The 23184-nt window shown below is 65.7% G+C and carries 22 protein-coding genes; 9 read left to right on the top strand and 13 right to left on the bottom strand.

The genetic code is table 11. From position 1 onward, the window contains the following. Positions 1 to 33 precede the first annotated feature (33 nt). Together ACY65G_RS25250 and ACY65G_RS25245 are read right to left on the bottom strand one after the other, a co-directional pair. Complete coding sequence (locus ACY65G_RS25250; protein ID WP_465000040.1) at positions 34 to 3366, bottom strand: hybrid sensor histidine kinase/response regulator; 3333 nt, start codon at positions 3364 to 3366, stop codon at positions 34 to 36. Then, positions 3363 to 4475 carry a hybrid sensor histidine kinase/response regulator gene (locus ACY65G_RS25245; protein WP_465000039.1) on the bottom strand — a complete coding sequence of 371 codons (1113 nt, stop codon included), beginning with the start codon at positions 4473 to 4475 and terminating at the stop codon, positions 3363 to 3365. The genes ACY65G_RS25250 and ACY65G_RS25245 overlap by 4 nt, the downstream gene beginning before the upstream one ends. 167 nt (positions 4476 to 4642) lie before the next feature. Between ACY65G_RS25245 and ACY65G_RS25240 the strand changes: the two genes are divergently transcribed. Next, positions 4643 to 5149, top strand: a complete 507-nt coding sequence (locus ACY65G_RS25240) for a GAF domain-containing protein (RefSeq protein WP_465000038.1) — start codon at positions 4643 to 4645, stop codon at positions 5147 to 5149. A gap of 22 nt (positions 5150 to 5171) precedes the next feature. Here ACY65G_RS25240 and ACY65G_RS25235 read toward each other — a convergent pair whose 3' ends face one another. Together ACY65G_RS25235 and ACY65G_RS25230 are read right to left on the bottom strand one after the other, a co-directional pair. Beyond that, the gene (locus ACY65G_RS25235) at positions 5172 to 6008 is read right to left on the bottom strand and encodes an HDOD domain-containing protein (protein ID WP_465000037.1); all 837 of its coding nucleotides are present in this window, start codon (positions 6006 to 6008) and stop codon (positions 5172 to 5174) included. A gap of 76 nt (positions 6009 to 6084) precedes the next feature. Next, positions 6085 to 6375 carry a putative quinol monooxygenase gene (locus tag ACY65G_RS25230; RefSeq protein WP_465000036.1) on the bottom strand — a complete coding sequence of 97 codons (291 nt, stop codon included), beginning with the start codon at positions 6373 to 6375 and terminating at the stop codon, positions 6085 to 6087. A 186-nt stretch (positions 6376 to 6561) separates the two neighbouring features. Between ACY65G_RS25230 and mutS the strand changes: the two genes are divergently transcribed. Both mutS and ACY65G_RS25220 read left to right on the top strand, forming a co-directional pair. Continuing rightward, positions 6562 to 9246: a DNA mismatch repair protein MutS gene (mutS, locus tag ACY65G_RS25225; RefSeq protein WP_465000035.1), complete on the top strand. Its 2685-nt coding sequence runs from the start codon at positions 6562 to 6564 to the stop codon at positions 9244 to 9246. After that, a complete protein-coding gene (locus ACY65G_RS25220) occupies positions 9243 to 10277 on the top strand; it encodes a hypothetical protein (RefSeq protein WP_465000034.1) in 1035 nt (344 codons plus the stop codon). Before mutS ends, ACY65G_RS25220 begins: the two co-directional genes overlap by 4 nt. A 107-nt stretch (positions 10278 to 10384) precedes the next feature. Here ACY65G_RS25220 and ACY65G_RS25215 read toward each other — a convergent pair whose 3' ends face one another. Then, positions 10385 to 10927, bottom strand: a complete 543-nt coding sequence (locus ACY65G_RS25215) for an FKBP-type peptidyl-prolyl cis-trans isomerase (RefSeq protein ID WP_465000033.1) — start codon at positions 10925 to 10927, stop codon at positions 10385 to 10387. A 176-nt stretch (positions 10928 to 11103) separates the two neighbouring features. On the opposite strand from ACY65G_RS25215, the gene ACY65G_RS25210 reads away from it, so the two are divergent. From ACY65G_RS25210 to ACY65G_RS25195, 4 genes are all read left to right on the top strand, one after another. Then, positions 11104 to 11772 (top strand): PEP-CTERM sorting domain-containing protein, encoded by a 669-nt coding sequence (locus tag ACY65G_RS25210; RefSeq protein WP_465000032.1) that lies wholly within the window; start codon positions 11104 to 11106, stop codon positions 11770 to 11772. A 67-nt stretch (positions 11773 to 11839) separates the two neighbouring features. Then, a complete protein-coding gene (locus ACY65G_RS25205) occupies positions 11840 to 12973 on the top strand; it encodes a ribosomal protein uL16 3-hydroxylase (protein WP_465000031.1) in 1134 nt (377 codons plus the stop codon). A gap of 9 nt (positions 12974 to 12982) precedes the next feature. After that, positions 12983 to 13453, top strand: coding sequence for a DUF7931 domain-containing protein (locus ACY65G_RS25200; protein ID WP_465000030.1), 471 nt, complete (start codon positions 12983 to 12985; stop codon positions 13451 to 13453). Positions 13454 to 13730: 277 nt separating this feature from the next. Beyond that, the gene (locus tag ACY65G_RS25195; protein ID WP_465000029.1) at positions 13731 to 14012 is read left to right on the top strand and encodes a hypothetical protein; all 282 of its coding nucleotides are present in this window, start codon (positions 13731 to 13733) and stop codon (positions 14010 to 14012) included. A gap of 186 nt (positions 14013 to 14198) precedes the next feature. On the opposite strand, the gene bamC is transcribed toward ACY65G_RS25195, so the two are convergent. From bamC to ACY65G_RS25155, 8 genes are all read right to left on the bottom strand, one after another. Then, entirely contained in the window at positions 14199 to 15326 is a 1128-nt protein-coding gene (bamC, locus tag ACY65G_RS25190) for an outer membrane protein assembly factor BamC (protein ID WP_465000165.1), read from the bottom strand. Between the two features lie 132 nt (positions 15327 to 15458). Next, the gene (dapA, locus tag ACY65G_RS25185; protein ID WP_465000028.1) at positions 15459 to 16346 is read right to left on the bottom strand and encodes a 4-hydroxy-tetrahydrodipicolinate synthase; all 888 of its coding nucleotides are present in this window, start codon (positions 16344 to 16346) and stop codon (positions 15459 to 15461) included. Positions 16347 to 16425: 79 nt separating this feature from the next. Continuing rightward, on the bottom strand, positions 16426 to 17007 hold the full coding sequence (locus tag ACY65G_RS25180) for a class I SAM-dependent methyltransferase (RefSeq protein ID WP_465000027.1): 582 nt from the start codon (positions 17005 to 17007) through the stop codon (positions 16426 to 16428). A 114-nt stretch (positions 17008 to 17121) separates the two neighbouring features. Beyond that, positions 17122 to 17796: a site-2 protease family protein gene (locus tag ACY65G_RS25175; RefSeq protein ID WP_465000026.1), complete on the bottom strand. Its 675-nt coding sequence runs from the start codon at positions 17794 to 17796 to the stop codon at positions 17122 to 17124. A 117-nt stretch (positions 17797 to 17913) separates the two neighbouring features. After that, a complete protein-coding gene (locus tag ACY65G_RS25170) occupies positions 17914 to 18537 on the bottom strand; it encodes an L-threonylcarbamoyladenylate synthase (protein ID WP_131144438.1) in 624 nt (207 codons plus the stop codon). 18 nt (positions 18538 to 18555) lie between these two features. Then, the gene (gene htpX, locus ACY65G_RS25165; protein WP_465000025.1) at positions 18556 to 19425 is read right to left on the bottom strand and encodes a protease HtpX; all 870 of its coding nucleotides are present in this window, start codon (positions 19423 to 19425) and stop codon (positions 18556 to 18558) included. A 112-nt stretch (positions 19426 to 19537) separates the two neighbouring features. Then, positions 19538 to 20371, bottom strand: a complete 834-nt coding sequence (locus ACY65G_RS25160; protein WP_465000024.1) for a 3',5'-nucleoside bisphosphate phosphatase — start codon at positions 20369 to 20371, stop codon at positions 19538 to 19540. A gap of 168 nt (positions 20372 to 20539) precedes the next feature. Continuing rightward, complete coding sequence (locus ACY65G_RS25155; protein WP_465000023.1) at positions 20540 to 21415, bottom strand: alpha/beta fold hydrolase; 876 nt, start codon at positions 21413 to 21415, stop codon at positions 20540 to 20542. Positions 21416 to 21596: 181 nt separating this feature from the next. Here ACY65G_RS25155 and ACY65G_RS25150 point away from each other — a divergent pair, with 181 nt between their 5' ends. Continuing rightward, positions 21597 to 22121 (top strand): gamma carbonic anhydrase family protein, encoded by a 525-nt coding sequence (locus ACY65G_RS25150; protein WP_465000022.1) that lies wholly within the window; start codon positions 21597 to 21599, stop codon positions 22119 to 22121. 3 nt (positions 22122 to 22124) lie between these two features. After that, complete coding sequence (gene hslO / locus ACY65G_RS25145; RefSeq protein WP_465000021.1) at positions 22125 to 23066, top strand: Hsp33 family molecular chaperone HslO; 942 nt, start codon at positions 22125 to 22127, stop codon at positions 23064 to 23066. Positions 23067 to 23184 lie beyond the last annotated feature (118 nt).

Genomic DNA, 23184 nt, shown 5'->3' with positions numbered 1-23184 from the left:
GGTGAAAACGTCCGGGCGCGGCCGGCACCGCGGTCAGGCGGGCCGGCCGACCTTGTCCAGTGCCGCCTGCAGGTCCATCAGGTCATAGGGCTTGCGCAGGCAGGTGGCCTCGAATTCCAGGTGGTCCAGTGCTTCCTTGCCATAGCCGGTCGAGAAGATGATGCTGGCGGTTTTTTCCTTCGCCACCCGGCGCGCCAGATCGATCCCCGACATGCCCGGCAGGCTGACGTCGGTAAACAGCACGTCGAATTCCTGGCTTTCCATCAGTTCCCAGGCCGACTCGCCATCGCCGACCCCGGAGACCGTATGCCCCAGCATGCCCACCAGTTCGCACACCATCTGCAGCGAATCCTGGTTGTCTTCCACCACCAGCACGCGCAGCGACCGGTCGTCGGCCGTGTGCGCCTGTGCATCCAGGAAGCGCGACTGTCCCTCGTGCTGGTGCTGGCGCGCCATTGCCTGCTGGCTGCGATTGTTCAGCACGTGCCGCAGCTTGCGCGCCAGGTCTTCGCGGCGGTAGGGCTTGCTGAGCAGCTCCAGGCCCGCGTCCAGCCGGCCGCCATGCACGATGGCATCCTGCGGATAGCCGGACGTGAACAGCACCGCCAGGTTCGGCAGCACCTGCTGGGCGATGCGCGCCAGCTCCGGGCTGCGCAACGGGCCGGGCATCACCACATCGGTAAACAGCAGGTCCACGTGCTCGCCGGATTCGATGATGCGCAGTGCCTGTTCGCCATTCTCGGCCGCCAGCACGCGGTAGCCGAGCGCGCCCAGCATGTCGAGCACGACGGCGCGCACGCCTTCATCGTCCTCGACAGCCAGGATGGTTTCGGTGCCGCCGCTCACCGGGCCCGTGTGCAGGCCGGCCTGCAGCAGCGTGTCGGCGCTTTCGGCCAGCATCGTGCGCGGCAGGTAGATCTTGATGCTGGTGCCCTGCCCCGGCTCGCTGTAGATGCGGATGTGGCCACGGCTCTGCTTGACGAAGCCATACGCCATCGACAGGCCCAGGCCCGTGCCTTCGCCCTCGGGCTTGGTGGTGAAGAAGGGTTCGAATGCACGCTGCAGCACTTCCGGCGTCATGCCGCAGCCGGTATCGGTCACCGACAGCATGACGTATTGCCCGGCCGGCACGTCCACCAGCTTGCTCACGTAATGCTCGTCGAGCACGGCGTTGCCCAGTTCGACCGTCAGGCGCCCGGCGCCCTGCATCGCATCGCGCGCATTGATCGCCAGGTTCAGGATCACGTTCTCGATCTGCCCCGGATCGACCAGCGTGTTCCACAGCCCGCTGCCGACGACGGTCACCAGGTCGACCGCCTCGCCCAGCGCGCGGCGCAGCAACTCGTCCATGTTCGACACGAGGCGGCCGAGATCGGTAACGGCCGGCTGCAGCGGCTGCCGGCGCGCGAACGCCAGCAGTTGCGATGACAGCTTGGCGCCGCGGTCGACGGCGGCGATCGCCATGTCCAGCCGCCGGCGCGCCGCGTCGTCGCCGCCCAGGTGCTGTGCCAGCAGGTGCAGGTTGCCGGAAATGATCTGCAGCACGTTGTTGAAATCGTGCGCCACGCCGCCCGTCAGCTGGCCCACCGCTTCCATCTTCTGCGCCTGGCGCAGCGCTTCCTCCGCCCTGTCGCGCTCGGCCACCTCGCGGCTCACGCGCTGTTCCAGCGTATCGTTCAGGTCGCGCAGCGCCACCTCGATGCGGCGGCGCTCCGTGATGTCGGTCTTCACGGCGATCAGCGCCACCGGCTGACCAGCCTCGTCGTCCAGCCGGCTCATGCTGCTGGCGATCCATACCCACTCGCCGTCCGGCCGCCGGTAGCGTTTCTCCAGCGTGAACGGGGCTCCCGTCTCCTGCAGCCGGGCCACCTGGGCGCGATTTTCCGCCAGGTCGTCCGGGTGGATCAGGTCTTCCATGTGCATGCCGAGAAGTGCCTCCTCCGGCCGGCCCAGCATCTGGCACAGCGCGCCGTTGACGCGCGTGAAGCGCCCTTCCAGCGACAGTTCGGACAGCCCCACGGAGGCCTGGCCGAAGATGGCGGCCAGCCGGTCCTGGCTCGTGCGCAATTGCTGCTCGATCTGCTTGCGTCCGGTAATGTCGAACGCCACGCCCACATAGCGGCGCTGCGCCGGCGTGGCGCCTTCGATGGCTTCGCCCTGCCGGGCCAGCCAGCGCACTTCACCCGTATCGGGCCGGCGGATGCGGTATTCGGTATAGGCCAGCGGGTTCGGATCGATGGCCAGCCGTTCCGGCCCCACGCGGCCGCGGTCGCGCGGGTCGACCAGCGACACCAGCAGCTGTTCGGTCACGTCCACGTCCGGCCCCAGGCCCCAGACGCGCCGGTATTCGGGCGACACCACCAGCTTGCCGCTCGACGGGAACCATTCGAAACTGCCGATCCCGCCGGCCTGCTGCGCCATGCGCAAGCGCTCTTCGGTGAGGATGTGGTCGGTAACGTCGACCCCTTCCACGAACACGCCGGTCACGCCGCCACCGACGGCGCGCAGCGGCTGGAAGACGAAATCGAGGTAGCGCGGTTCCAGCAGGCCGTTGTCCGCCAGCAGGTCGACCTTGATCTGCCGGCCGACATAGGGCTCGCCACTGGCATACACGCGGTCGAGCAGGTCGACGAAACCCTGGCCGCGCACTTCCGGCAGCGCCACGCCGACCGCCTTGCCCACCACATTGCGCCCGCCCACCAGCCGCTGGTAGGGCCGGTTCACGAGCTCGAACACGTGCTCCGGGCCGCGCAGCACGGCCATGAAGCTGGGTGCCTGCTCGAACAGTTCGCGCAGCAGCCCCGTTTCCTCGCGCAGGCGGCGGTTCTGCAGGTCCAGCTGCGCCCGGTCCTGCTCGCGCCATTGCTCCATCCGCACCCGCTGGGTCACGTCCACCACCGTGCACAGCACGCCGCCTACCGTGCCGCCGGTGTCGTACACGGGCGTGTAGAACAGGTCCAACCACACGTTCTCCGGCACGCCGTTGCGCATCAGCGTCAACGGCTTGGCGGGATGCTCCTGCGTCTCGCCGCGCAAACCCGCTTCCAGGATCGCCCGGTTCCAGTCCCAGATCTCGGGCCACGTGTCGGGCACCGTGCCGCCCAGCGCCGCCGGGTGCCGCGCGCCGGCGATTTCCACATAGCCCTCGTTGTAGATCATCACATGCCGTGGCCCCCACATCAGCACCATGGCGATCGGCGAATTGAGCACGATGTCGACGGTCGTGCGCAAGGCCGGCGTCCAGCCCGATGGCGCGCCGAGCGCCGTACCGGCCCAGTCGAAGGCCCGCACCAGGTCGCCCACGGCGCCACCGCCGCGCGGCAGGTAGCCGTCCGCGGGCTCCCTTGCGATGCCGGCCGTGTTCATGCGGCGGCCCGCACTACCGCGCGCGGCAGCGTGACCGTGACCACCGTGGTGCCCAGCGCCGTATCGGAAGCGATGTCGATGTCGCCGCCATGCGCATGCACGAAGGTGCTGGCGGTGTACAGGCCCAGGCCAAGGCCCTGGCCCGCCTTGCGCGCGCCATCGCGGTGCTGGTAGGGCTCGAAGATGCCGGCCAGCCGCGCGGCCGGGATCACGCCGCGGTTGCCGATCGTCACGCGCAGGCGCTCCGGCGCCGAGCCGTCCACGTTGACCAGCACCGCGTGATCCGGCTCGCCGTGCTGCAGCGCATTGCCGACCAGGTTCGAGATCACCTGGGCGAAGATGCCGGCATCGACGTGCGCGGCCGGGTCGCCGCGCACGCCGACCACCACGCGCGACGGCTTGTCCGGCGCGGCGAACTCGTCGGCGATTGCGCGGCACAGCTCGGCCACGTCGCGCGGCGCCTTCTTCAGTTCCATCTCGCCGGAGCGGATGCGCGCCAGGTCGAGCAGCTGGTCGACCATCTGCGCCATGCGCTTCGCGCTGCCGCCGATACGCTGCGCCGTTACCGCTACCTTCGGATGGTCGGTCATCATGGGCAGCAGCATGGCGCCGTTCATCACCACCGACAGCGGGGTGCGCAGGTCATGGCCCAGCACTGCCATGAACATCTCGTTCATGTGCAGCGCGCGCTTCAGTTCATCGAGCTGCTGCGACAGCTGCTTGCGCTGCAGGTACAGCTCGACGAAGACATTGACCTTGCTGATGAGCGCCTGGGCGTCGATCGGCTTGAACATGAAGTCGACCGCGCCCGCCTCATAGCCGCGGAACCGGTAATTGGTCTCGCGCGACGCGGCGGTGAGGAAAATCAGGGGAATGGCGCGGGTGCGCTCGCTGCCGCGCATCAGCTCGGCCAGCTCGAAGCCATCCATGTCCGGCATCTGCACGTCCACCAGCGCCAGCGCCACCTCGTGCACCAGCAGCAGCTCCAGCGCCTCCGCGCCGGATGCGGCCTTCAGCAGCGCGAGGCCCGGCCGCGCGAGCAGGGCTTCGATGGCAATCAGGTTTTGCGGAATGTCGTCGACGACAAGGATGTTGATCGGTGCGGTCACTGTAGTCGGGGCTTTCGAAGCGGATGCGCTTGGTGATTCATTATCCATGATGCTACAACTTTTGCCAAAATGACAGCGCATGGTTGAAACGACAACACCGGCCGGGCGGGTCGGCATGAAGCGGCATGTGCGGGTAGAATGCGCTCTTTGCCAGACAGGATCGCACGATGACTTTCTCCCTCTCCGACACCGCTTACCGCACCGACAGCCGCGAAGCCAAGGAAACCATGTATGCCGACCTGCGCTCGCAGCTGACGGGCCTGCTCCACGGCGAAACGGACTGGATCGCCAATACGGCCAATTTCAGTTCGCTCGTCTTCAACACGATGCCGGACCTGAACTGGGCCGGCTTTTATTTCCTGCCGACGCCGGACGAACTGGTGCTGGGCCCGTTCCAGGGCAAGCCGGCCTGCATCCGCATCAAACGCGGCCGCGGCGTCTGCGGTAGCACCGTCGAGAAGGGCGAATCGACCGTGGTGGCCGACGTGCATGCGTTCCCCGGCCATATTGCCTGCGATGCGGCCTCCCGTTCCGAACTGGTGGTGCCGGTGTTCGTGGGCGGCCAGGTCGCCGGGGTATTCGACCTGGACAGCCCGCTGCCGAACCGCTTCGACGACGTGGACGCGCGCGGCATCGAGTCGCTGGTGAACATCCTGGAACAGACGCGCGCCTGAGCGGCACCGCCCCGGGCGATTTTTACACCAGCAGCGCCGCGCTCATCGACTTGGCCTGCTCGGCCGCTTCGTCCAGCAGCGCGGCAACCTGCGGGTGCTCCTCGATATAGCCGGCCAGCGCCGCGGTGCGCGCCAGCATGTGATCCTGCACCTGCGGCAAGGGCGACGGCACGGGGCACAGATAGCGCGCCACCAGCAGCGTATCGCGCAAGCCTTCCGGCGGAATGCCGACGGCGCCGCCGCGCAGGGACACGATCGCCTGCGCCACCGGCTCGGGCACCTGCAGCTTCTTCATGATTTCGCGTGCGATGATTTCCTGCGCGGCCCCCATCCAGTCTTCCGGATCGTCGAGCAGGCCGGGAATCGCATCGGCACGCCCCAGCAGGTAGAAGCCGCCCACTTCATGCATGATGCCCGCGAACAGCGCGGTATCGGGCTCCACGCGCGTGATGCGGCCGGCGATCACATAGGCCAGTGCGGCCACGTGGGCCGAGTACTTCCATAACTGCTCGGCACGCATACGCAATTGCGCATCGCGGATGCGGGCGCCGAACTGGCGCACCACCATGGCCGCCGTCAGCGAATACAGGTTGCGGTAGCCCAGCCGCATCACGGCGGTGCGCACGCCCGTGGCCAGCGCCGCGCCGTTCGACCGGAACACGGCCGAATTGGCCAGCGCCACCGCGCGCGCGGCAAGGATCGGCTCGGCGAGCAGCTTGCGGATCACGTCTTCGTCGTGGCAATCCGGATCGGCCAGCGTCATCTGCAGCGACAAGGCGGCGTTGACGCTGGTGGGGAACACGAGTTCGCCACGCTGGGCTTCGGCGACGATTTGCGCGAAATCTTTGAGCTTTTCCATGGCTGAACTATACCTGTTCCGTTGCCGGCATGGTGTGTGACACAGAACGGGGCGGCAACATTTAGTGCCGTGCGGATCAGGCCAGCTTCGTCAGCTTGTCGATGGCGATGTCGGCCACGCCACCGACCGCCGCCGCCAGCGCCCGGAAATGCGGGGTCGCTTCGTGTTCCTTCAGTGCCGCCTCGCCGGACCATTCTTCCAGCATCACGAATTTCGCGGGCGCGCTGTTGTCGACGTGCAGCTCATAACGGTGACAGCCCGCTTCCGCGCGGCTGGGCGGCACCACCTGTTCAAGGGCACTGCGCACGGCGGCTTCGTGGCCCGGATGGGCGATGATGGTGGCGACGACGATCAGGGGCTGGGTCACGGTCTATCCTTTGGCTCGATGAAATGCGTAGTGTAAGGGGGATCGGTCGATCGTGCCGGAGGCACCCGTTGCGGAGCGCCGCGCGGATGGCGCCTTCACGCGCAGCTCCCCAATTTCAGCGATGCGGCGCCGCACAAACCGGTTAAAATGCACGCCCAACCGCACCATTCCTCAGCCGTAGAATCGATGAACGTTCCTTCCGAAATCAACGCCGCCGCCGTCAAGAACGGGCCCGCCGAAAAAGTCACGCCGATGATGCAGCAATACCTGCGCATCAAGGGCGAACACCCGACGATGCTGGTGTTCTACCGCATGGGCGACTTCTATGAACTGTTCTACGACGATGCCGAGAAGGCGTCGCGCATCCTCGGCATCACGCTGACGGCGCGCGGCCACGCCAACGGCGTGCCGATCAAGATGGCCGGGGTGCCGTTCCACTCGCTCGATGGCTACCTGGCCAAGCTGGTGAAGCTGGGTGAATCGTGCGCGATCTGCGAGCAGATCGGCGATCCGGCCACCAGCAAGGGGCCCGTCGAGCGCAAGGTGGTGCGCATCGTCACGCCCGGCACGCTGACCGACTCCGACCTGCTGCCCGAGAAATCCGACCGTCCGCTGCTCGCGCTGTCGATGCTTACCCAGCGCAAGGGCGTCACCTGCGGCCTGGCGTGGCTGTCGCTCGCCTCCGGCAACCTGAAGCTGATGGAATTCTCCGGCGACGCGCGCGCCATCAACGCGCGCCTGCTGCAGGAACTGGAACGCATCGCGCCGGCCGAGATCCTGCGCGCCGACGGCGGCGACCTGTTCGAGGAAATCACGATGTGCCACGTCAATGGCGTGCCCGAGTGGCACTTCGACGTGGTGCACGGCCACAAGGCCCTGCTCGACCAGCTGGGCGTGGCCACGCTGACCGGCTTCGGCGCCGATGGCATGGGCCCCGCGTTCGGCGCCGCCGGCGCGCTGCTGCGCTATGCGCAGGCGACGCAGGGACGCGGCCTGCAGCACGTGAAGAACCTGGCGTGCGAAACCGAGTCCGAGTTCATCGGGCTCGATGCCGCCACGCGGCGCAACCTGGAGCTGACGGAAACGATCCGCGGCCAGGAGTCGCCCACGCTGTTCTCGCTGCTGGACGGCTGCCGCACCGCGATGGGTTCGCGCCTGCTGCGCCACTGGCTGCACCACCCGCGGCGCGACCAGGCCGTGGCGCGCGGCCGCCACGACGCGATCGCCGCGCTGATGCAGGATGATGCCACCGGCTCGCTGGGCTTCCACCTGCAGCACGTGCCGGACATCGAGCGCATCACCACGCGGATCGCGTTGCTGACGGCGCGCCCGCGCGACCTGGCGGCACTGCGCGACGGCGTGCAGCAACTGCCGAAGCTGCAGAAATCGCTGGAACGCGTGCTGGGCCTGGACAGCGAGGACAGCCTGCTGCGCCGTATCCACGAGCAGCTGGCCACGCCCGGCGAGTGCGTCGACCTGCTGGTGCGCGCCGTGATGCCGGAACCGGCGACGATGGTGCGCGACGGCGGCGTGATCGCACGCGGCTACGATGCCGAGCTCGATGAACTGCGCGGCCTGTCCGAGAACGCCGGCCAGTACCTGGTCGACCTCGAGACCCGCGAGCGCGAGCGCACCGGCATCGCCAACCTGCGCGTCGAATACAACCGGGTGCACGGCTTCTACATCGAAGTGACCAACGGCCAGGCGGACAAGGTGCCCGAGGATTATCGCCGCCGCCAGACGCTGAAGAACTGCGAGCGCTACATCACGCCGGAACTCAAGGCGTTCGAGGACAAGGCCCTGTCCGCGCAGGACCGCGCGCTGGCCCGTGAAAAGGTGCTGTACGACCAGCTGCTGGCCGACCTCGCGCCGCATATCGGCTGCCTGCAGAAGATCGCCGCGGGCATCGCGCAACTGGACACGCTGACGGCGCTGGCCGGCCACGCGCTGCGCAACAACTGGTGCGCGCCGCAACTGGTGGCCGAATCGTGCATCGATATCCAGGAAGGCCGCCACCCGGTCGTGGAAAACCAGATCGAGCGCTTCATCGCCAACGATTGCCGCCTGCTGGCGGAACGCCGGCTGCTGCTCATCACCGGCCCGAACATGGGCGGTAAATCCACGTTCATGCGCCAGGTCGCGCTGATCACGCTGCTGGCCTACGTGGGCAGCTACGTGCCGGCCGCCAGCGCCACGATCGGCCCGATCGACCGCATCTTCACCCGCATCGGCGCCACCGACGACCTGGCCGGCGGCCGCTCCACGTTCATGGTGGAGATGACGGAAGCGGCGACGATCCTCAACGGCGCCAGCGAACAGTCGCTGGTGTTGATGGACGAGATCGGCCGCGGCACTTCCACGTTCGACGGGTTGGCGCTGGCCTGGGCCATCGCCCGCCATCTGATCGACACGAGCCGCAGCTTCACGCTGTTCGCCACCCACTATTTCGAGCTGACGCAGCTGCCGGAAAGCCATCCCACGGCCGCCAACGTGCACCTGTCGGCCGTCGAGCACAAGGACAGCATCGTGTTCCTGCACGCGGTGCAGGATGGCCCGGCATCGCAGAGCTACGGCTTGCAGGTCGCCCAGCTGGCCGGTGTGCCGCAAGGCGTGATCAAGGCGGCCCGCAAGCACCTGGCCCGCCTGGAAGCGCAGGCGCTCGACGCGACGCCGCAGCTGGACCTGTTCGCCGCGCCCCGCACCGAGCCCGATGATGGGCCGGATCGCGAGCCGGCCGCCGCAACGCCGGCGGCGGAAGATCCGCAGCTGGCATCGTTGCTGGCCGCGCTGGACGAGCTGGACCCGGATGCGTTGTCGCCGCGCGAAGCGCTGGACCGGCTGTACCAGCTGAAGCGCCTCGTGCCGGCATGACACGGCGCGCCGGCCCCGCCTTCGTGCTGCTGGGCGCCGCCTTGCTGGCGGCGGCGGTGCAGGCTGAAGGGGGAACAGGCGCAGCCGGCGCGGAACCGTTCGACGTCGCCGTCATCGGCCACACTTTTCCCGACGAGCTGGGCGACGCCGACCTGAAACGCACGATCGCCCGCGCCGACCGCGAGAAGCCGGCCTTCGTCATTGCCGCCGGCATCAAGTCCGAGGACGAACCCTGCAGCGACAAGCTCTACCTGCAGCGCAAGGCGCTGCTGAACAAATCCACCCAGCCGCTGATCCTCGTGCTGACCGGCGCCGACTGGACCGGCTGCCGCAACTCGGCGGGCCGCTCGAATGCGATCGAACGGCTGAACCGCATCCGCGAGATCTACTACGACGGGCAGGAAGCCCTGGGCCGCCGCCCGCTGGACCTGAACCGCCAGTCGACGATCACGAAATTTCGCAGCTACGCCGAGAACGCCTACTGGGAAATGCACGGCGTGCTGTTCGCCACGATCAACCTCCCCGCCCACAACAACCATTACCTGATCGAGGCGGGCCGCAACAGCGAATACGAGGACCGGCTGGTGGCCAACCGGGCCTGGCTGCAGCGGCTGTTCGGCATGGCCAAGCGACGCAAGCTCGATGGGCTCGTCCTGTTTTCGGACGGCGACGTGCGCATCCACGCCGAACCCGGGTTTTCGCTGCTGGCTGGGTTTTCCACGAAACACGACGGCTTTGCCGAAACGCGGCGGCTGACGCGCGTGCTGGCCGAAAACTACCCGGGAAAAGTGCTGCTGGTGGATGCGCACCGCGAACCGCCGGTGAAGGGCGATCCGCCGCCGGGCACGATCACGTGGCGCGGCAACCTGGGCCACGTGACGTTGCAGGGCGAGTGGAACATGCTGCGCGTGGCGCCGGGCGATGAACACCTGTTCACGCTGCAACGCGCGGAGGCTGAAAAAGCACACGGGCAGCCGAAGCTGCCCGTGGATGGTGGATCGCCGAAGCGGCCACCGCGGCCGGAACGCTGACACAGCCAGCGGTCCGGTCGCGCAGTCATCGCGCAATCATCGCGCAATCATCGCGCAGTTATCGCGCAATCATCGCTCAAATATGCGGTCGCGCAATGAGCCCCCATTCAGTGGATCGGCTGGGTGCGGAACTGGTCGCCCGCATCGCCTTCGTCCTCGTCGTCACCGTGGTGGTGGCCGTGGGCGCCATGCACGTGCTCGTGCGCGATCTCCTCGTCGGTGGCTTCGCGCACTTCCAGCACTTTCAGTTCGAAGCGCAGCGCCATGCCCGCCAGCGGGTGGTTACCGTCCAGCACGACCTTGTCTTCGGCGATATCGGTGACGGTGAAGATCATCGCTTCCTCGTCGCCCTCGCCATCGGGCATGCCTTCGAACTGCATGCCCACTTCGAGCGGCTCCGGCAGGCGCGAACGCGGCTCCACCTTCACCAGGTTCGGGTCATAGTCGCCGAACGCATCATCGGGTTCGATCTGGATGGTGTTGGCGTAACCGACTTCCTTGCCGTCCAGCTCTTCCTCGATCTTCGGCAGCGTGTTTTCATACCCGCCGTGCAGGTACACCATCGGCTGGCGGCCGTCCTCGATCAGGTTGTTCTGGGCGTCGGACAATTTGTATTGCACGGTAACGACGGTGTTCTTGGCGATCTTCATGAGACTTCCTTTCTGGTCAGATGGCGCCGATTATACCTCCACGCCGCCCCCTCCATCGCCATGCTGATACAGGGCGCAGGAAACCGTGGACAGGCGCCGGACGATGACTGACAATTGGTTAGCAAACGGCTTTTCATTTTGCCATCCATGTCATCCCTACCTTGCCGAGGAACACAATGAAGAAACCAGTACTGCTCCTGGCCGCATCGCTCCTCGTCGCCGGCACTGCCCAGGCGGCGCTCGTCACGGTCGACTATACGGTGCCCATCGCTTCGATCGGGGAAGAATACCTGGATCCGTATTCCTACGAGGAGGTCGGCACCACATTCCTCGGCGGCATCCAGGCATCCATCGGCGATGTCCTCACCGGCCGCTTTACCTATGACGATGCCGCGCCGCTGGCGGAGGGCTTCGGCGGCTGGTATGCGCAGGTGGTCTCGCATTCGGTGAGCTTCAGCCTGATCGACACCACGATCACGCTCGATAATTCGCTGGTCATCGCCTCTGGCACGCCTGCCGGGGATGGCCTTGGCGTGAACGGCAACGGCCATATCGGCGGCGAAAGCGATCCGCTGGCCGTCGTCGCTTTCGCCTTCGCAGCGCCGCCCGGCACGCATGGCCCCGGCACGTTGCCGTCGGCCGCGGACTGGCAATACTATGGCGCCAATGGCGCGAACCCGTTCCGGATGACCATCCATGGCAACGGCTACAACGCCTACCTGACCGGTGGCGACATGGTGTTCGCCGTCTCCGCGGTTCCGGAGCCGGCCACGGGCGCGATGGCGCTTGCCGGCCTGGCGGTCGTGGCCGCGGCAGCGCGGCGCCGCAAGGCGAAACAGGCATAAGCGCGCCACCCGCCGTCCCGCCCGTGCCTGAAGCGGGCGGCGGCCGTGGATGGCCTATAATCCGGGCATGAAAAAATCCGCACCGCTCCGCCTTCTCGGCGATATCACGCCTGCGCAGTTCATGCGCGATTACTGGCACAAGAAACCCCTGCTGATCCGCCAGGCCATTCCCGGCTTCAAGCCGCTGCTGCCGTTCGACCAGCTGGCCGAACTGGCAACGAAGGACTATGTCGAAGCACGGCTCGTCACGCTGACCGATGGCGAATGGGACATGCGGCACGGCCCGCTGCACGACCTGCCGCCGCGCACCCAGCGCGAATGGACGATGCTGGTACAGGGCGTGAACCTGCAGAGCGATGCGGCCGATGCGCTGCTGCGCCAGTTCCGCTTCGTGCCGGATGCCCGGCTGGACGACCTGATGGTGAGCTTTGCCACCGACGGCGGCGGTGTCGGCCCGCACTTCGATTCCTACGACGTATTCCTGCTGCAGGCCGAAGGCCAGCGGCGCTGGAAGATCGGCCCGCAAAAGGACCTGTCGCTGGTGGAAGGCCTGCCGCTGAAGATCCTCAGCAAGTTCAAGCCCACCGAGGAATTCGTGCTGGAACCGGGCGACATGCTGTACCTGCCGCCACACTACGCGCACGACGGCGTGGCGATCGGCGATTGCCAGACGTATTCGATCGGCTTCCGCTCGCCGTCCTACCAGGAACTGGGCGAGGCGTTCCTGCAGTTCATGGCCGATTCCATCGACCTGCCGGGCCGCTATGCCGATCCGGACCTGGAACCGTCGGCCAAGCCCGCCGAGATCCCGAAAGACATGCTGGGCCAGCTCGCGGACGAGCTCAACAAGATGCAGTTCACCGAAGACGATTTCACGATCTTCCTCGGCGAATACCTGTCCGAACCCAAGCACAACGTGTTCTTCACGGCGCCCGAAAAGCCGTTGCCGGCCGGCCGCTTCGCACAAACGGCAGCGAAGCGGGGCGTGAAACTGTCGCGCAAGACGCAGATGCTGTATCGCGGCAAGCACGTGTTCATCAACGGCGAATCGTTTGCGATCGGCCGTGCCGACAAGGCCGCGCTCGAGGCGCTGGCCAACAACCGCGTGCTGGACGGTGCGGGCGTGGCCGCCGCCTCGGAAGACGTGATGGAAGCGCTGTTCGCGTGGTACACGGACGGCTGGCTCGAACTGGACAGTTAGGAGAGCGTCATGGACAGGCAGACATTCGATAGCCGCGCCGGGTTCCAGGCCCAGCTGGAAGCCTGTCTGTCCCGGTCGCGCATCTCGCTGGCGATGTTCGATCCCGACTTTGGCTGGTGGGAACTCGGCAGCCCGGGCAACGACGCCTTGCTGCGCGCGTTCCTGCGCCACGGCGGGCGCCTGCAACTCGTCGCCCACAGCAATGCGCGGCTGGAGCGGGATGCACCGCGCTTCCTGCGCCTCCTCCACGATTATGGCCACCTGGTCGAATGCCGGCTCACCAGCCGGTCGATCGGGCACCTCACGGATTCGTTCTGCATCGGCGACGCCCATCACGTGGTGCGCCGCTTCCACAGCGATCATTTGCGCGGGGAAGCAATTTTTCTGTCTCCCTCGTCAACCACTTCTCATCTGGAACGTTATCAATCTATCTGGGCCGAAACGAGGCCCGGCTTGCAGGCCGGTGTCACTGGCTTGTAAGTCCGGAGCGTGAGGCCGGGTTGATAAGCCGGTAAGTTCAGGTCGGGTGTCAAGCACTAGATCTGGCAGCAATATTGTATGCATGAAAAAGTTGCGAAAGTGGCCTGTGTTGCTATTGCGACTCATTTAAATTCGCTATAATATTCTGTTAGGAAGTTTCCGTTGTCTGGGGCACCATATGGTCCGAATGGCCACGAAACGCCCTAGTGAGCGATAATTACCGGTAATTATTCATCGCAACACTGTCATCAATTAGTGAATTAATTAAGGAAAACAAATGAAAAAATCCCTGCTGATCGCCTCCCTGCTGGCTGTTGCCCTGGCTGCTTGCTCCAAGAAAGAAGAAGCTCCTGTTGCTCCTGCTACCGAAGCAACCGTACCGGCTGCTGACGCGACCGCTCCTGTCGCTCCTGCCGCTGACGCAACCGTGCCGGCTGCTGACGCTGCCGCTGCTCCGGCTGCTGACGCTGCCGCTGCTGCTTCGGACGCTGCTGCTGCCGCTTCGGCTGCTGCCTCCGCTGCTTCGGAAGCCGCTTCCGCTGCTGCCGCTGCCAAGTAATTGGCCTGGACCGCCGTCTTCGGACGGCATCCTGCTCAACCGCCCAATGGGCGGTTTTGTTTTTTTGACGCCTGTTTTCCGGCATTGCCGTTGCAGCCAAAAATCCGGCGTTTTCTCGCCGCGCTTGCAGTAAATATCAAAGGCAAAAAAAACCGGCCTTGCGGCCGGTTTTCTTTTCATGCTTGATTACTTCAACTCTTCCTGCAGCAAGGTCAGGATCTTTTCGGCCGTCGGCGTCGTATCCGCCTCGCCTTTGTTGTTCTGCACGGTAACCTGGCTGGTGTTGCCGGTTTCGGCAGCCTTGACGACGATGCGGTAGCGCTGCGCTTCCTTGTCCGCTTCCGACGAGCCCCAGCTGAACAGGCGGCCGAAGAAGCCTTTCTTCTCGACCTGGTCGGCCACGTAGCGCACGTAGTAGATGCCCTGCACGCGATCGCGGTCCTCGACGGTGAAGCCGGCGCGGTCCAGCGCCAAGCCCACGCGGCGCCAGGAGCGGTCGAAGCCCTCATCCGTTTCCACGTAGCGGTTGGCGCCCTCGCCCTTCAGGAAGGCATGCAGCGGCTGCACGATAGCGTTATCCACCGCGGTCCGGGCCGCCGTTTCCTCGGTGCCGCCCAGCTTGGTCAGCAGGCGCGCCAGGAACACGGCTTCCAGGTTCGGGTCGGAAGGCCGCGGCGTCCACGTCACGATTTCCTTTTCCGGCCCCTGGGCGATTTCTTCCGCGCCACGGTGGCTGATGTAGATTTCCGTGGTGCCGTCGGCATTGCGCTCGACGCGGGTGCGATATTTGTCACGCTCGCCCGTCGAGTAAGCCGAGTCGAACACCTTGCCGATGGTGCGGCGGATGATGTCCTGCGGGATCTTCGCGCGGTTCTCGTTCCACTCGGTTTCCATCACGCCCGCGGTCGCATTGTCGAGCGACAGCGTGAAGCCGGCATCTTCCCAGAACGACTTCAGCTGCGGCCACAGCACGTCCGGCGAAGCCTTCACGACCAGCCAGCGCTGGTTGCCGGCCCGCTCCACGCGCACCTTGTCGTTGCCGGTGGCGGCCACTTCATTGCCGCCGGCCGCCGCCGGGGCGGCATTCGCCAGGGTACCGGCGCCGGCACCGGACATGCTGGCGCGCTGCGCCGCGTAACCCGATGCGGTGGCCACGCCGCTGCCGCTGTCCGGCAGCGCGTAGCGATTATCCTTTTGCAGCTGGGTCAAGTCCGGCGGCACATCCAGCGTGCTGGCTTTCTTGGCCGATTTGTAGTCCACCGTGGTCTTGCCGACCACGGATTCGACCATGCCGCAGCCGGTCAGGCTGAGCATCAGGACGCCGAGCGCGAGGCCGCTTTGCGGAGTAAGGGAAGCTTTCTTGATCATGGGGAGACAGGGGAAAAAAGCTGAAGAAACCAGCTGGGTGATCGTCGCGGCGGCACGGAAGGCCGCCACGCTCCGGACTTACGCCAGCACGCCGGCTTCCACCAGGGCGGTACGTACCGCCTGGTGGAACTCGGCAGCGAGCGGCACCAGGGGCAGGCGGATACCGGCCGGCATGCGGCCCATTTCCGCCAGCGCCCACTTGGTGGGGACCGGGTTCGGTTCGACGAACAGTTTCTGGTGCAGGGGGAAGACCTTGTCGTTGATCTCGATGGCCGTGGCGATGTCGCCGGCCATCGCGGCCGCGCACATCTCGGCCATCGCACGCGGCGCCACGTTGGCGGTCACGGAGATATTGCCCTTGCCGCCCGCCAGCATCAGCGCCATGGCCGTGGGATCGTCGCCGGAAAAGACGGCGAAGTCCTTCGGCACCGACCGCAGCGAACGCAGCAGGTCGAGGCCGCGGCCGATGTTGCCGGTGGCATCCTTGATGCCGATGATGTTCTCGACGGCGGCCAGGCGCAGCACCGTTTCGTTGGCCATGTCCGCGACCGTGCGGCCGGGCACGTTGTACAGGATGACCGGCAGGTCCACCGCTTCGGCGATGGCCTTGAAGTGCTGGTACATGCCTTCCTGCGTCGGGCGGTTGTAGTAAGGCACCACTTGCAAGGTCGCATCCGCGCCCGCTTCCTTGGCATAACGGGTCAGCACGATTGCCTCGGCGGTCGAGTTGCCGCCGCTGCCCGCGATCACGGGAATGCGGCCGGCCACGCGGTCCACGCAGGCCTTGATCAGCGCGCAGTGCTCGGCCACCGTCACGGTCGCCGATTCACCCGTCGTACCGACGATCACGATACCATCCGTGCCCTCGGCAATATGCCAGTCAATCAGGCGGTCCAGGCTGTCATAGTCCAGACTGCCATCCGCATGCATCGGAGTCACGATTGCAACAATGCTGCCCTTAATCATATATTGAACCAATTGCAAATAGATTGAAAACGTCGATTGTAGACGATCGCTTGCGCGCGTGGGGTATTTCGCGGTGGTATCAGCTTTCGATACAGCCGAGCAGTGCCGCCTCGCGCGGGAACTCGGCCTTGACGGCGCAGATGCGCTGCACCACGGCCGCCGCCTTGCCCGCCGGGTTGCCTGCCGGGCTGCTCGAACTGACGATGCCATCCTCGAATGCGACGACACGCAGGCCCTGCTGCCGTGCCAGCTCCAGCAATTCGCCCGGCTTCAGCAGGAAATCGGGATTGCTCGGCTTGCCGAACGCGGCGTTGCCGTCCGCGAACGTTTCATAGACCAGCACGCCGTTCGGCGCCAGGCTGCCCACCATGTCGGCCAGCAGCGGGCGATGCAGGTAATTCGTGACGACGATGCCGGCGAACCGGTTCGGTCCGAACGGCCACGGCGTATCGCCCGCTTCCAGGTCGATGTCGCTGGTGACGATACCGGGTCCGGCGGTGGCAGCCAGCGCATCCGGGCGCCGGTCGACGGCGATCACCGCATGGCCCAGCGTGACTAGGTGGCGGGAATGGCGGCCATTGCCGCACGCGAGATCCAGCACCTCGCCGCCGGGAATCAATGGTGCAAAGCGTTGCACCCAGGGAGAAACCACGTCGCTCATCTGTTCCTTCTGGTAACACTCAAACGGGGCCGGCAGGCGCGCTGCGCCCGCCGGCCGGTTCATTGCCGGCCTTCACTGCGAGCCGTGCATGGGACTCGCATGGCCCAGCCGGCATCATATATTCATCAGCAATTGCAGGGGAAGTACCAGCAGCGCGATCAGTTCGATGAACACGCCGACCATTCCCCCCAGCAGCGGCGTCAGCACATTGAAATACATCAGCGCCATCAGGCCGATGAAGATATACGGCGTGTACTGCTCGATGCGCGCATAACGGCGGGCCAGCCCGTTGGGCAGCAGCGCCGTCATGATGCGTCCGCCATCGAGCGGCGGCACGGGCAGCAGGTTGAACACGCACATGATCGCATTCACATTGACGCCGGCAACGGCCATCTTGACCAGGAACGGCTCGGAAACCTCCATGCCGCGCAGGATCACGAGCCAGACCATCCAGCCCAGGCCCATGGCGAAGTTCGCCATCGGCCCGGCCGCGGCCACGAAGCCCATCTGCTTCTTGGGATTGCGCAGCTGGCTGTAGTCGACCGGCACGGGTTTGGCGTAGCCGAACGGCATGTGGATCGTCAGGTACAGGATCAACGGCAGCAGCACGGTGCCGAACGGATCGATGTGACGGGTGGGATTCAGCGACAGCCGGCCCAGCTGGGCAGCGGTCGGGTCGCCGAAGTAACGCGCCACGTAGCCATGGGCCGCCTCGTGCAGCGAAATCGCGAACAGGACGGGGATCGCGTACACCGCAACGGTCTGGATGGCTTGACTGAATTCACTCATGGGTAAAATTTTACCAGACCGCAATCATGCGCCCGGCGGGTAGAAGGAGGATGGGAAGTAAAGAAGGGCAAAGACGCCGGCTGGGATTGGCCGGCGAAAGAGGTCACAGGCCGGCTTTCACAGGCCGACCATGGCTGGATCGCCGCGCCCGAGGCGCACCAGCTCCGGCTCGGAGCCGGTCAGGTCGACCACGGTGGTCATTTCCATGCTGCATGCGCCGCCATCGATGACGAGGTCGAGCTGCTTGCCGATGCGGGCATTGATTTCCTCGGGATCGTTGAGCGGCTCGGTTTCGTCCGGCAGGATCAGGGTCGAGGAAATCAGCGGCTGCCCCAGTTCGGCCATCAGCGCTTCGACGATCGGGGTTTCCGGCACGCGCAGGCCGATCGTCTTGCGCGACGGGTGCGACAGCCGGCGCGGCACCTCGCGCGTGGCTTCCAGGATGAACGTGAACGGCCCCGGCGTGGCTGCCTTCAGCAGGCGGAACTGCTTGTTGTCCACGCGCGCATAGACGCCAATCTCGGACAGGTCGCGGCACAGCAGCGCCAGGTGATGCTTTTCGTCGATGCCGCGGATGCGGCGCAGGCGCTCGACGGCCGCCTTGTCGTCCAGGTGGCAGACGAGCGCATAGCATGAGTCGGTGGGCACGGCCACCACGCCGCCGCCGTGGATGATCTGGGCGGCCTGCTTGATCAGGCGGCCCTGCGGGTTGACGGGATGGATTTCAAAGAATTGGCTCATGCTGTTGTGTTGGCAAGTTTATCGAAGCGCCTGCAAGGCCGCGATGCGTTCCTCGAACGGCGGGTGGGTGGAGAACAGCGCCGACCAGCCGCCACCGCCCGAGATACCGGAGGCGGCCATGTTCTGCGGCAGGCCGCCCGGCTCCATGCCGCCCAGGCGGGCCAGCGCATTCTGCATCGGCGCGGTGCTGCCCAGCAGGCGCGCCGAGCCGGCGTCGGCGCGGAATTCGCGCTTGCGCGAGAACCAGGCCACGATGATCGACGCCAGCAGGCCGAACACGATCTCGCAGGCGAACACGGTGATCATATAGCCGGGACCGCGGCCGTTCTCGTTGCGCAACAGGACCTTGTCGACGAAGAAGCCGACGATGCGGGCAAAGAACACGACGAAAGTGTTCACCACGCCCTGGATCAGCGTCAGCGTCACCATGTCGCCATTGGCGATGTGCGCCACCTCGTGGCCCAGCACCGCTTCCACTTCCTCGCGGTTCATCGATTGCAGCAGGCCAGTGGACACGGCCACCAGTGCCGAGTTCTTGAAGGCGCCCGTGGCGAACGCGTTCGGTTCGCCGTCATACACGGCCACTTCGGGCATGCCGATGCCGGCGCGCTGCGCCAGGCCCTGCACGGTGGACAGCAGCCACTGCTCGGTGGAATTCTGCGGCGCGTCGATCACGCGCGCGCCGGTCGTCCACTTCGCCATGGGCTTGGAAATGAGCAGCGAGATGATCGAGCCGGTGAAGCCGACCACCAGCGAAAACGCCAGCAGTCCGCCCATCTCCAGTTGCCCGCCCGCTCCAGGACGGCCGATGCCGAGCAGCGAGAGCACGATGGACAACACCAGCATCACGGCGAGGTTGGTGGCGATAAACAGTACGATGCGTTTCATGATCTATAGGTTTTCTGGATATGATCCGTGGGGTCATATAAGGTTACAACCATAGAATTACAAGGCGATTAAGCCGGGCGCGCGGCCACGTTGCAGCACCGCCGCACCGGCGTCAGAACCAGTCGTGCCAGACCGGTGTCACGCTGGCCGGCAGCGGCGGCAGCGCGGCGAAGTCGACGCGCGCCTCGCCCGGCGCATGGAAATCGGTGCCGCGCGAAGCGAGGAAGCCATAGGCATTGGCCAGCTGGGCATACACGGGGTACTGGTCGGGCGTGTGGCTGCCGGTCACCACCTCGATCGCGCTGCCGCCCAGCTCCTTGAATTCGTCGAACAGCACGCCCTGCTGCAACTGGTTGAAACGGTAGCGGCCCGGGTGGGCGATGACGGCCGTGCCGCCCGCGCCTCGGATCCAGCCAACGGCTTCTTCCAGGCTCGCCCAGCGATGCGGCACGTAGCCCGGCTTGCCTTCGGAAAGGTATTTGCGGAACACTTCCGGCGTGTTGGCGCAATAGCCCTGCTGCACCAGGAAGCGGGCAAAGTGCGTACGCGACATCAGCGCCGGGTTGTCGACGAATTCCAGCGCGCCTTCGTAGGCCCCCGGAATGCCCGCCTTGGCCAGCTGCTCGCCGATCTCGCGGCCGCGCGCATCGCGGCCCTCGCGCGTGGCGGCCAGGCCGCGCAAGAGCGCCGGGTCGTTCTCGTCGATGTTCAGCCCCACGATGTGCACCGTTTCGCCGCTCCACGTGATCGAGATTTCCACGCCGGCCACGAAGCGCATGCCCAGCTCGGCCGCCGCCACGCGCGCCGCCGCGATGCCGCCCACTTCATCGTGGTCGGTCAGCGCCCACGCGTCCACGCCGGCCTGGCGCGCATATTTCGCCACGGCGGCAGGCGCCAGGACGCCGTCGGAGACGTTGGAATGGCAGTGCAGGTCGACTTTCAGCATGGCGCGATTCGGTTCGGTGATGGATAAGCTTCAATGAGCGCGGCTTCAATGAACGCAGCTTCGATGAACGCAGCTTCGATGAACAAGGCTTCAATGAACGAGCATTGTACCGCCGCCTGCCGCACGGCGTGCCGGCGCTTCATTTATGCGAGGAATCACACGACGGGATCAGCCGAGAAAGCGCGCGATCATTCCCGCCAGCAGCGCTGGCTGGTCATGGTGCAGCATGTGGCCGGCGTCCGGCACCATTTCCGGCGTGACGTCGGCAATATGGGCCATGCGGCGGTCCACTTCGCGGCGCCCCTCCTCCGGGCCGCCCATCCACAGCCACATATTCGTGTCCGCCGCTTCCACCCACAGTACCGGCGCCGTGATGCGGCGCCAGCACGCCATGATGTCCTCGGCATGGTAAGGCAGCGGGCTGGCCTGCTTGTGCACCGGGTCGCCGAGGATTTCCCACTCGCCGGCGGCATTCTGCGCGGACCAGTGCTGCGCCAGGAACGCCGCCCGCTCGTCCGTCAGGCGCGGGTTGGTCTTCTGCAGGCGCGCCGCCACAGCGGCCTGCGTGGGATAACCCTTCATCACCGGCGGGTCGAGCAGCTCGTCGAGCCATTTCGCGTAGCGCTTCGGGGCGTCTTCCGGTTTGGCACCCGTCAGGCCGAACCCTTCCAGGTTGACGAAGCGGCGGATCCGTTCCGGCCGCACGCCCGCGTAGATGCCGGCGATATTGCCGCCCATGCTGTGGCCCACCAGGTTCACCTGCCCTGCCGGCTGGTAATGGCGCAGGATCGCGTCCAGGTCGGCGAGGTAGTCGGGGAACCAGTAGGTATCGGTGCCCGCACGCTCCGTCAGGCCGAAGCCGCGCCAGTCGGGCGCGATCACGTGCCAGTCGCCGCCCAGGTGGTCGACGACGAACTGGAACGACGCGCCCACGTCCATCCAGCCATGCAGCATGAAGATCTTCGGCGCGCCTTCGCGGCCCCAGTGGCGAACGTGGGTGCGCAGGCCGCGCACGGCGAGAAAGTCGGAACGGGAAGGTGTCATCGGTGTGGGCTTGAATTGAATGGAGTCGTCGCTATATGCGGACCTTCCTTTTGGGAAAGCCGCATGGAAGCCCATACTTTAGCACGATCGTGCTTATTAGGGACGTGAGGCGTATCCATGGTGAGTGCCGGAGCGCAAGGGCGTAAAATGGCGCCAATATTTCCCCTCGATAAAGCCAACGATGACGATTTACCAGCTGGGCGATGATGCCCCCGAGATCGACGCTACCGCCTTCGTGGCCGACAGCGCCACGGTGATCGGCAAGGTGACGCTGCAGGCGAACAGCTCCGTTTGGTACGGCGCCTCGCTGCGCGGCGACAACGAGCGGATCACCATCGGTGAAAACAGCAACGTGCAGGAAGGCACGGTGATGCATACCGACATGGGCTATCCGCTGACGATCGGCCGCGACGTGACGATCGGCCACCAGGCCATGCTGCATGGCTGCACGATCGGCGACGGTGCGCTGGTCGGCATCCAGGCCGTGATCCTGAATGGCGCGAAGATCGGCAAGGGGTGCCTGGTAGGTGCCGGGGCGCTCGTTACCGAAGGCAAGGAATTTCCCGACAACGTGCTGATCATCGGCTCCCCGGCCAAGGCCGTGCGCGAACTGACGGCGGACGACGTGGCGCGGCTGAAAGGCAGCGCCGACAGCTATGTGCAGCGCGCGCAGCTGTTCAAGACAAATTTGAAAAAGATTGGATAACGCATGACCCAGGATACGCTGCAAAAATTCATTTTCGAGAACGCCGCCGTGCGTGGCGAGCTGGTCGACATCTCGTCCACGTGGCGCGAGATCCAGGCCCGCCACCAGTACCCGGTGGCCGTGAAGCGGCTGCTGGGGCAAATGGTATCGGCCGCCGCGTTGCTGTCGGCCAACCTGAAATTCAACGGTTCGATCGTGATGCAGATCCATGGCGACGGCCCGGTGCGCCTGCTGGTCGTCGAATGCGATTCGCAGCTGCGCATGCGCGCCACCGCGAAGCTGAACGAAGACGCTGCGATCACCGACGATGCCAACCTGACGGCACTGCTGAACCAGACTGGCCGGGGCCGCTTTGTGATCACGCTCGACCCGGCCGAAAAGGTGCCGGGCCAGCAGCCGTACCAGGGCGTCGTGCCGCTGGACGGCGACGACGTGGCGACCGTCATCGAACATTACATGCTGCGCTCCGAGCAACTGGACACGCAACTGTGGCTGGCCGCCGACGACAACGTGGCACGCGGCCTGCTGCTGCAAAAGCTGCCGCTGCATGGCGGCAAGGCCGAAGCGAATCCCGTCTCGCCGGAAGAAGCGCTGGAAACGTGGAACCGCGCCGTAATGCTGGGCCGCACGCTGAAGGAAGAAGAGCTGCTGTCCACCGAAATCGACGTGCTGCAAAAACGCCTGTTCTGGGAAGAAACGATCCGCGTATTCGACCCCGTGCACCCGTCGTTCCACTGCAGTTGCACCCGCGACAAGGTCGGCAACATGCTCAAGATGCTGGGCCAGGCCGAAGTCGAGGATGCGCTGGCCGAACAGGGCAAGCTGGGCATCAATTGCGACTTCTGCGGCAAGCACTATGAATACGACGCCGTCGACTGCGCCCAGCTCTTCGCCAGCGACGCCCCTGCCGAAGCGCTGATCCACCCCACCGAAGCCAAGCACTAAGCCGCTTCGCGCTCCCCAAAGCCCGCCCTCCCCGGCGGGCTTTTTTTTGCCCAGAACCGGGGTCAGACCCCGATTTCCGGAAATATTTCTCGAAACCGGGGTCTGACCCCGGTTCTCG

Source organism: Pseudoduganella sp. jia 12 (genome assembly GCF_055502675.1).
Note: the sequence above shows the minus strand (reverse complement) of the source record. Positions and strands in the feature narration are given on the sequence as shown.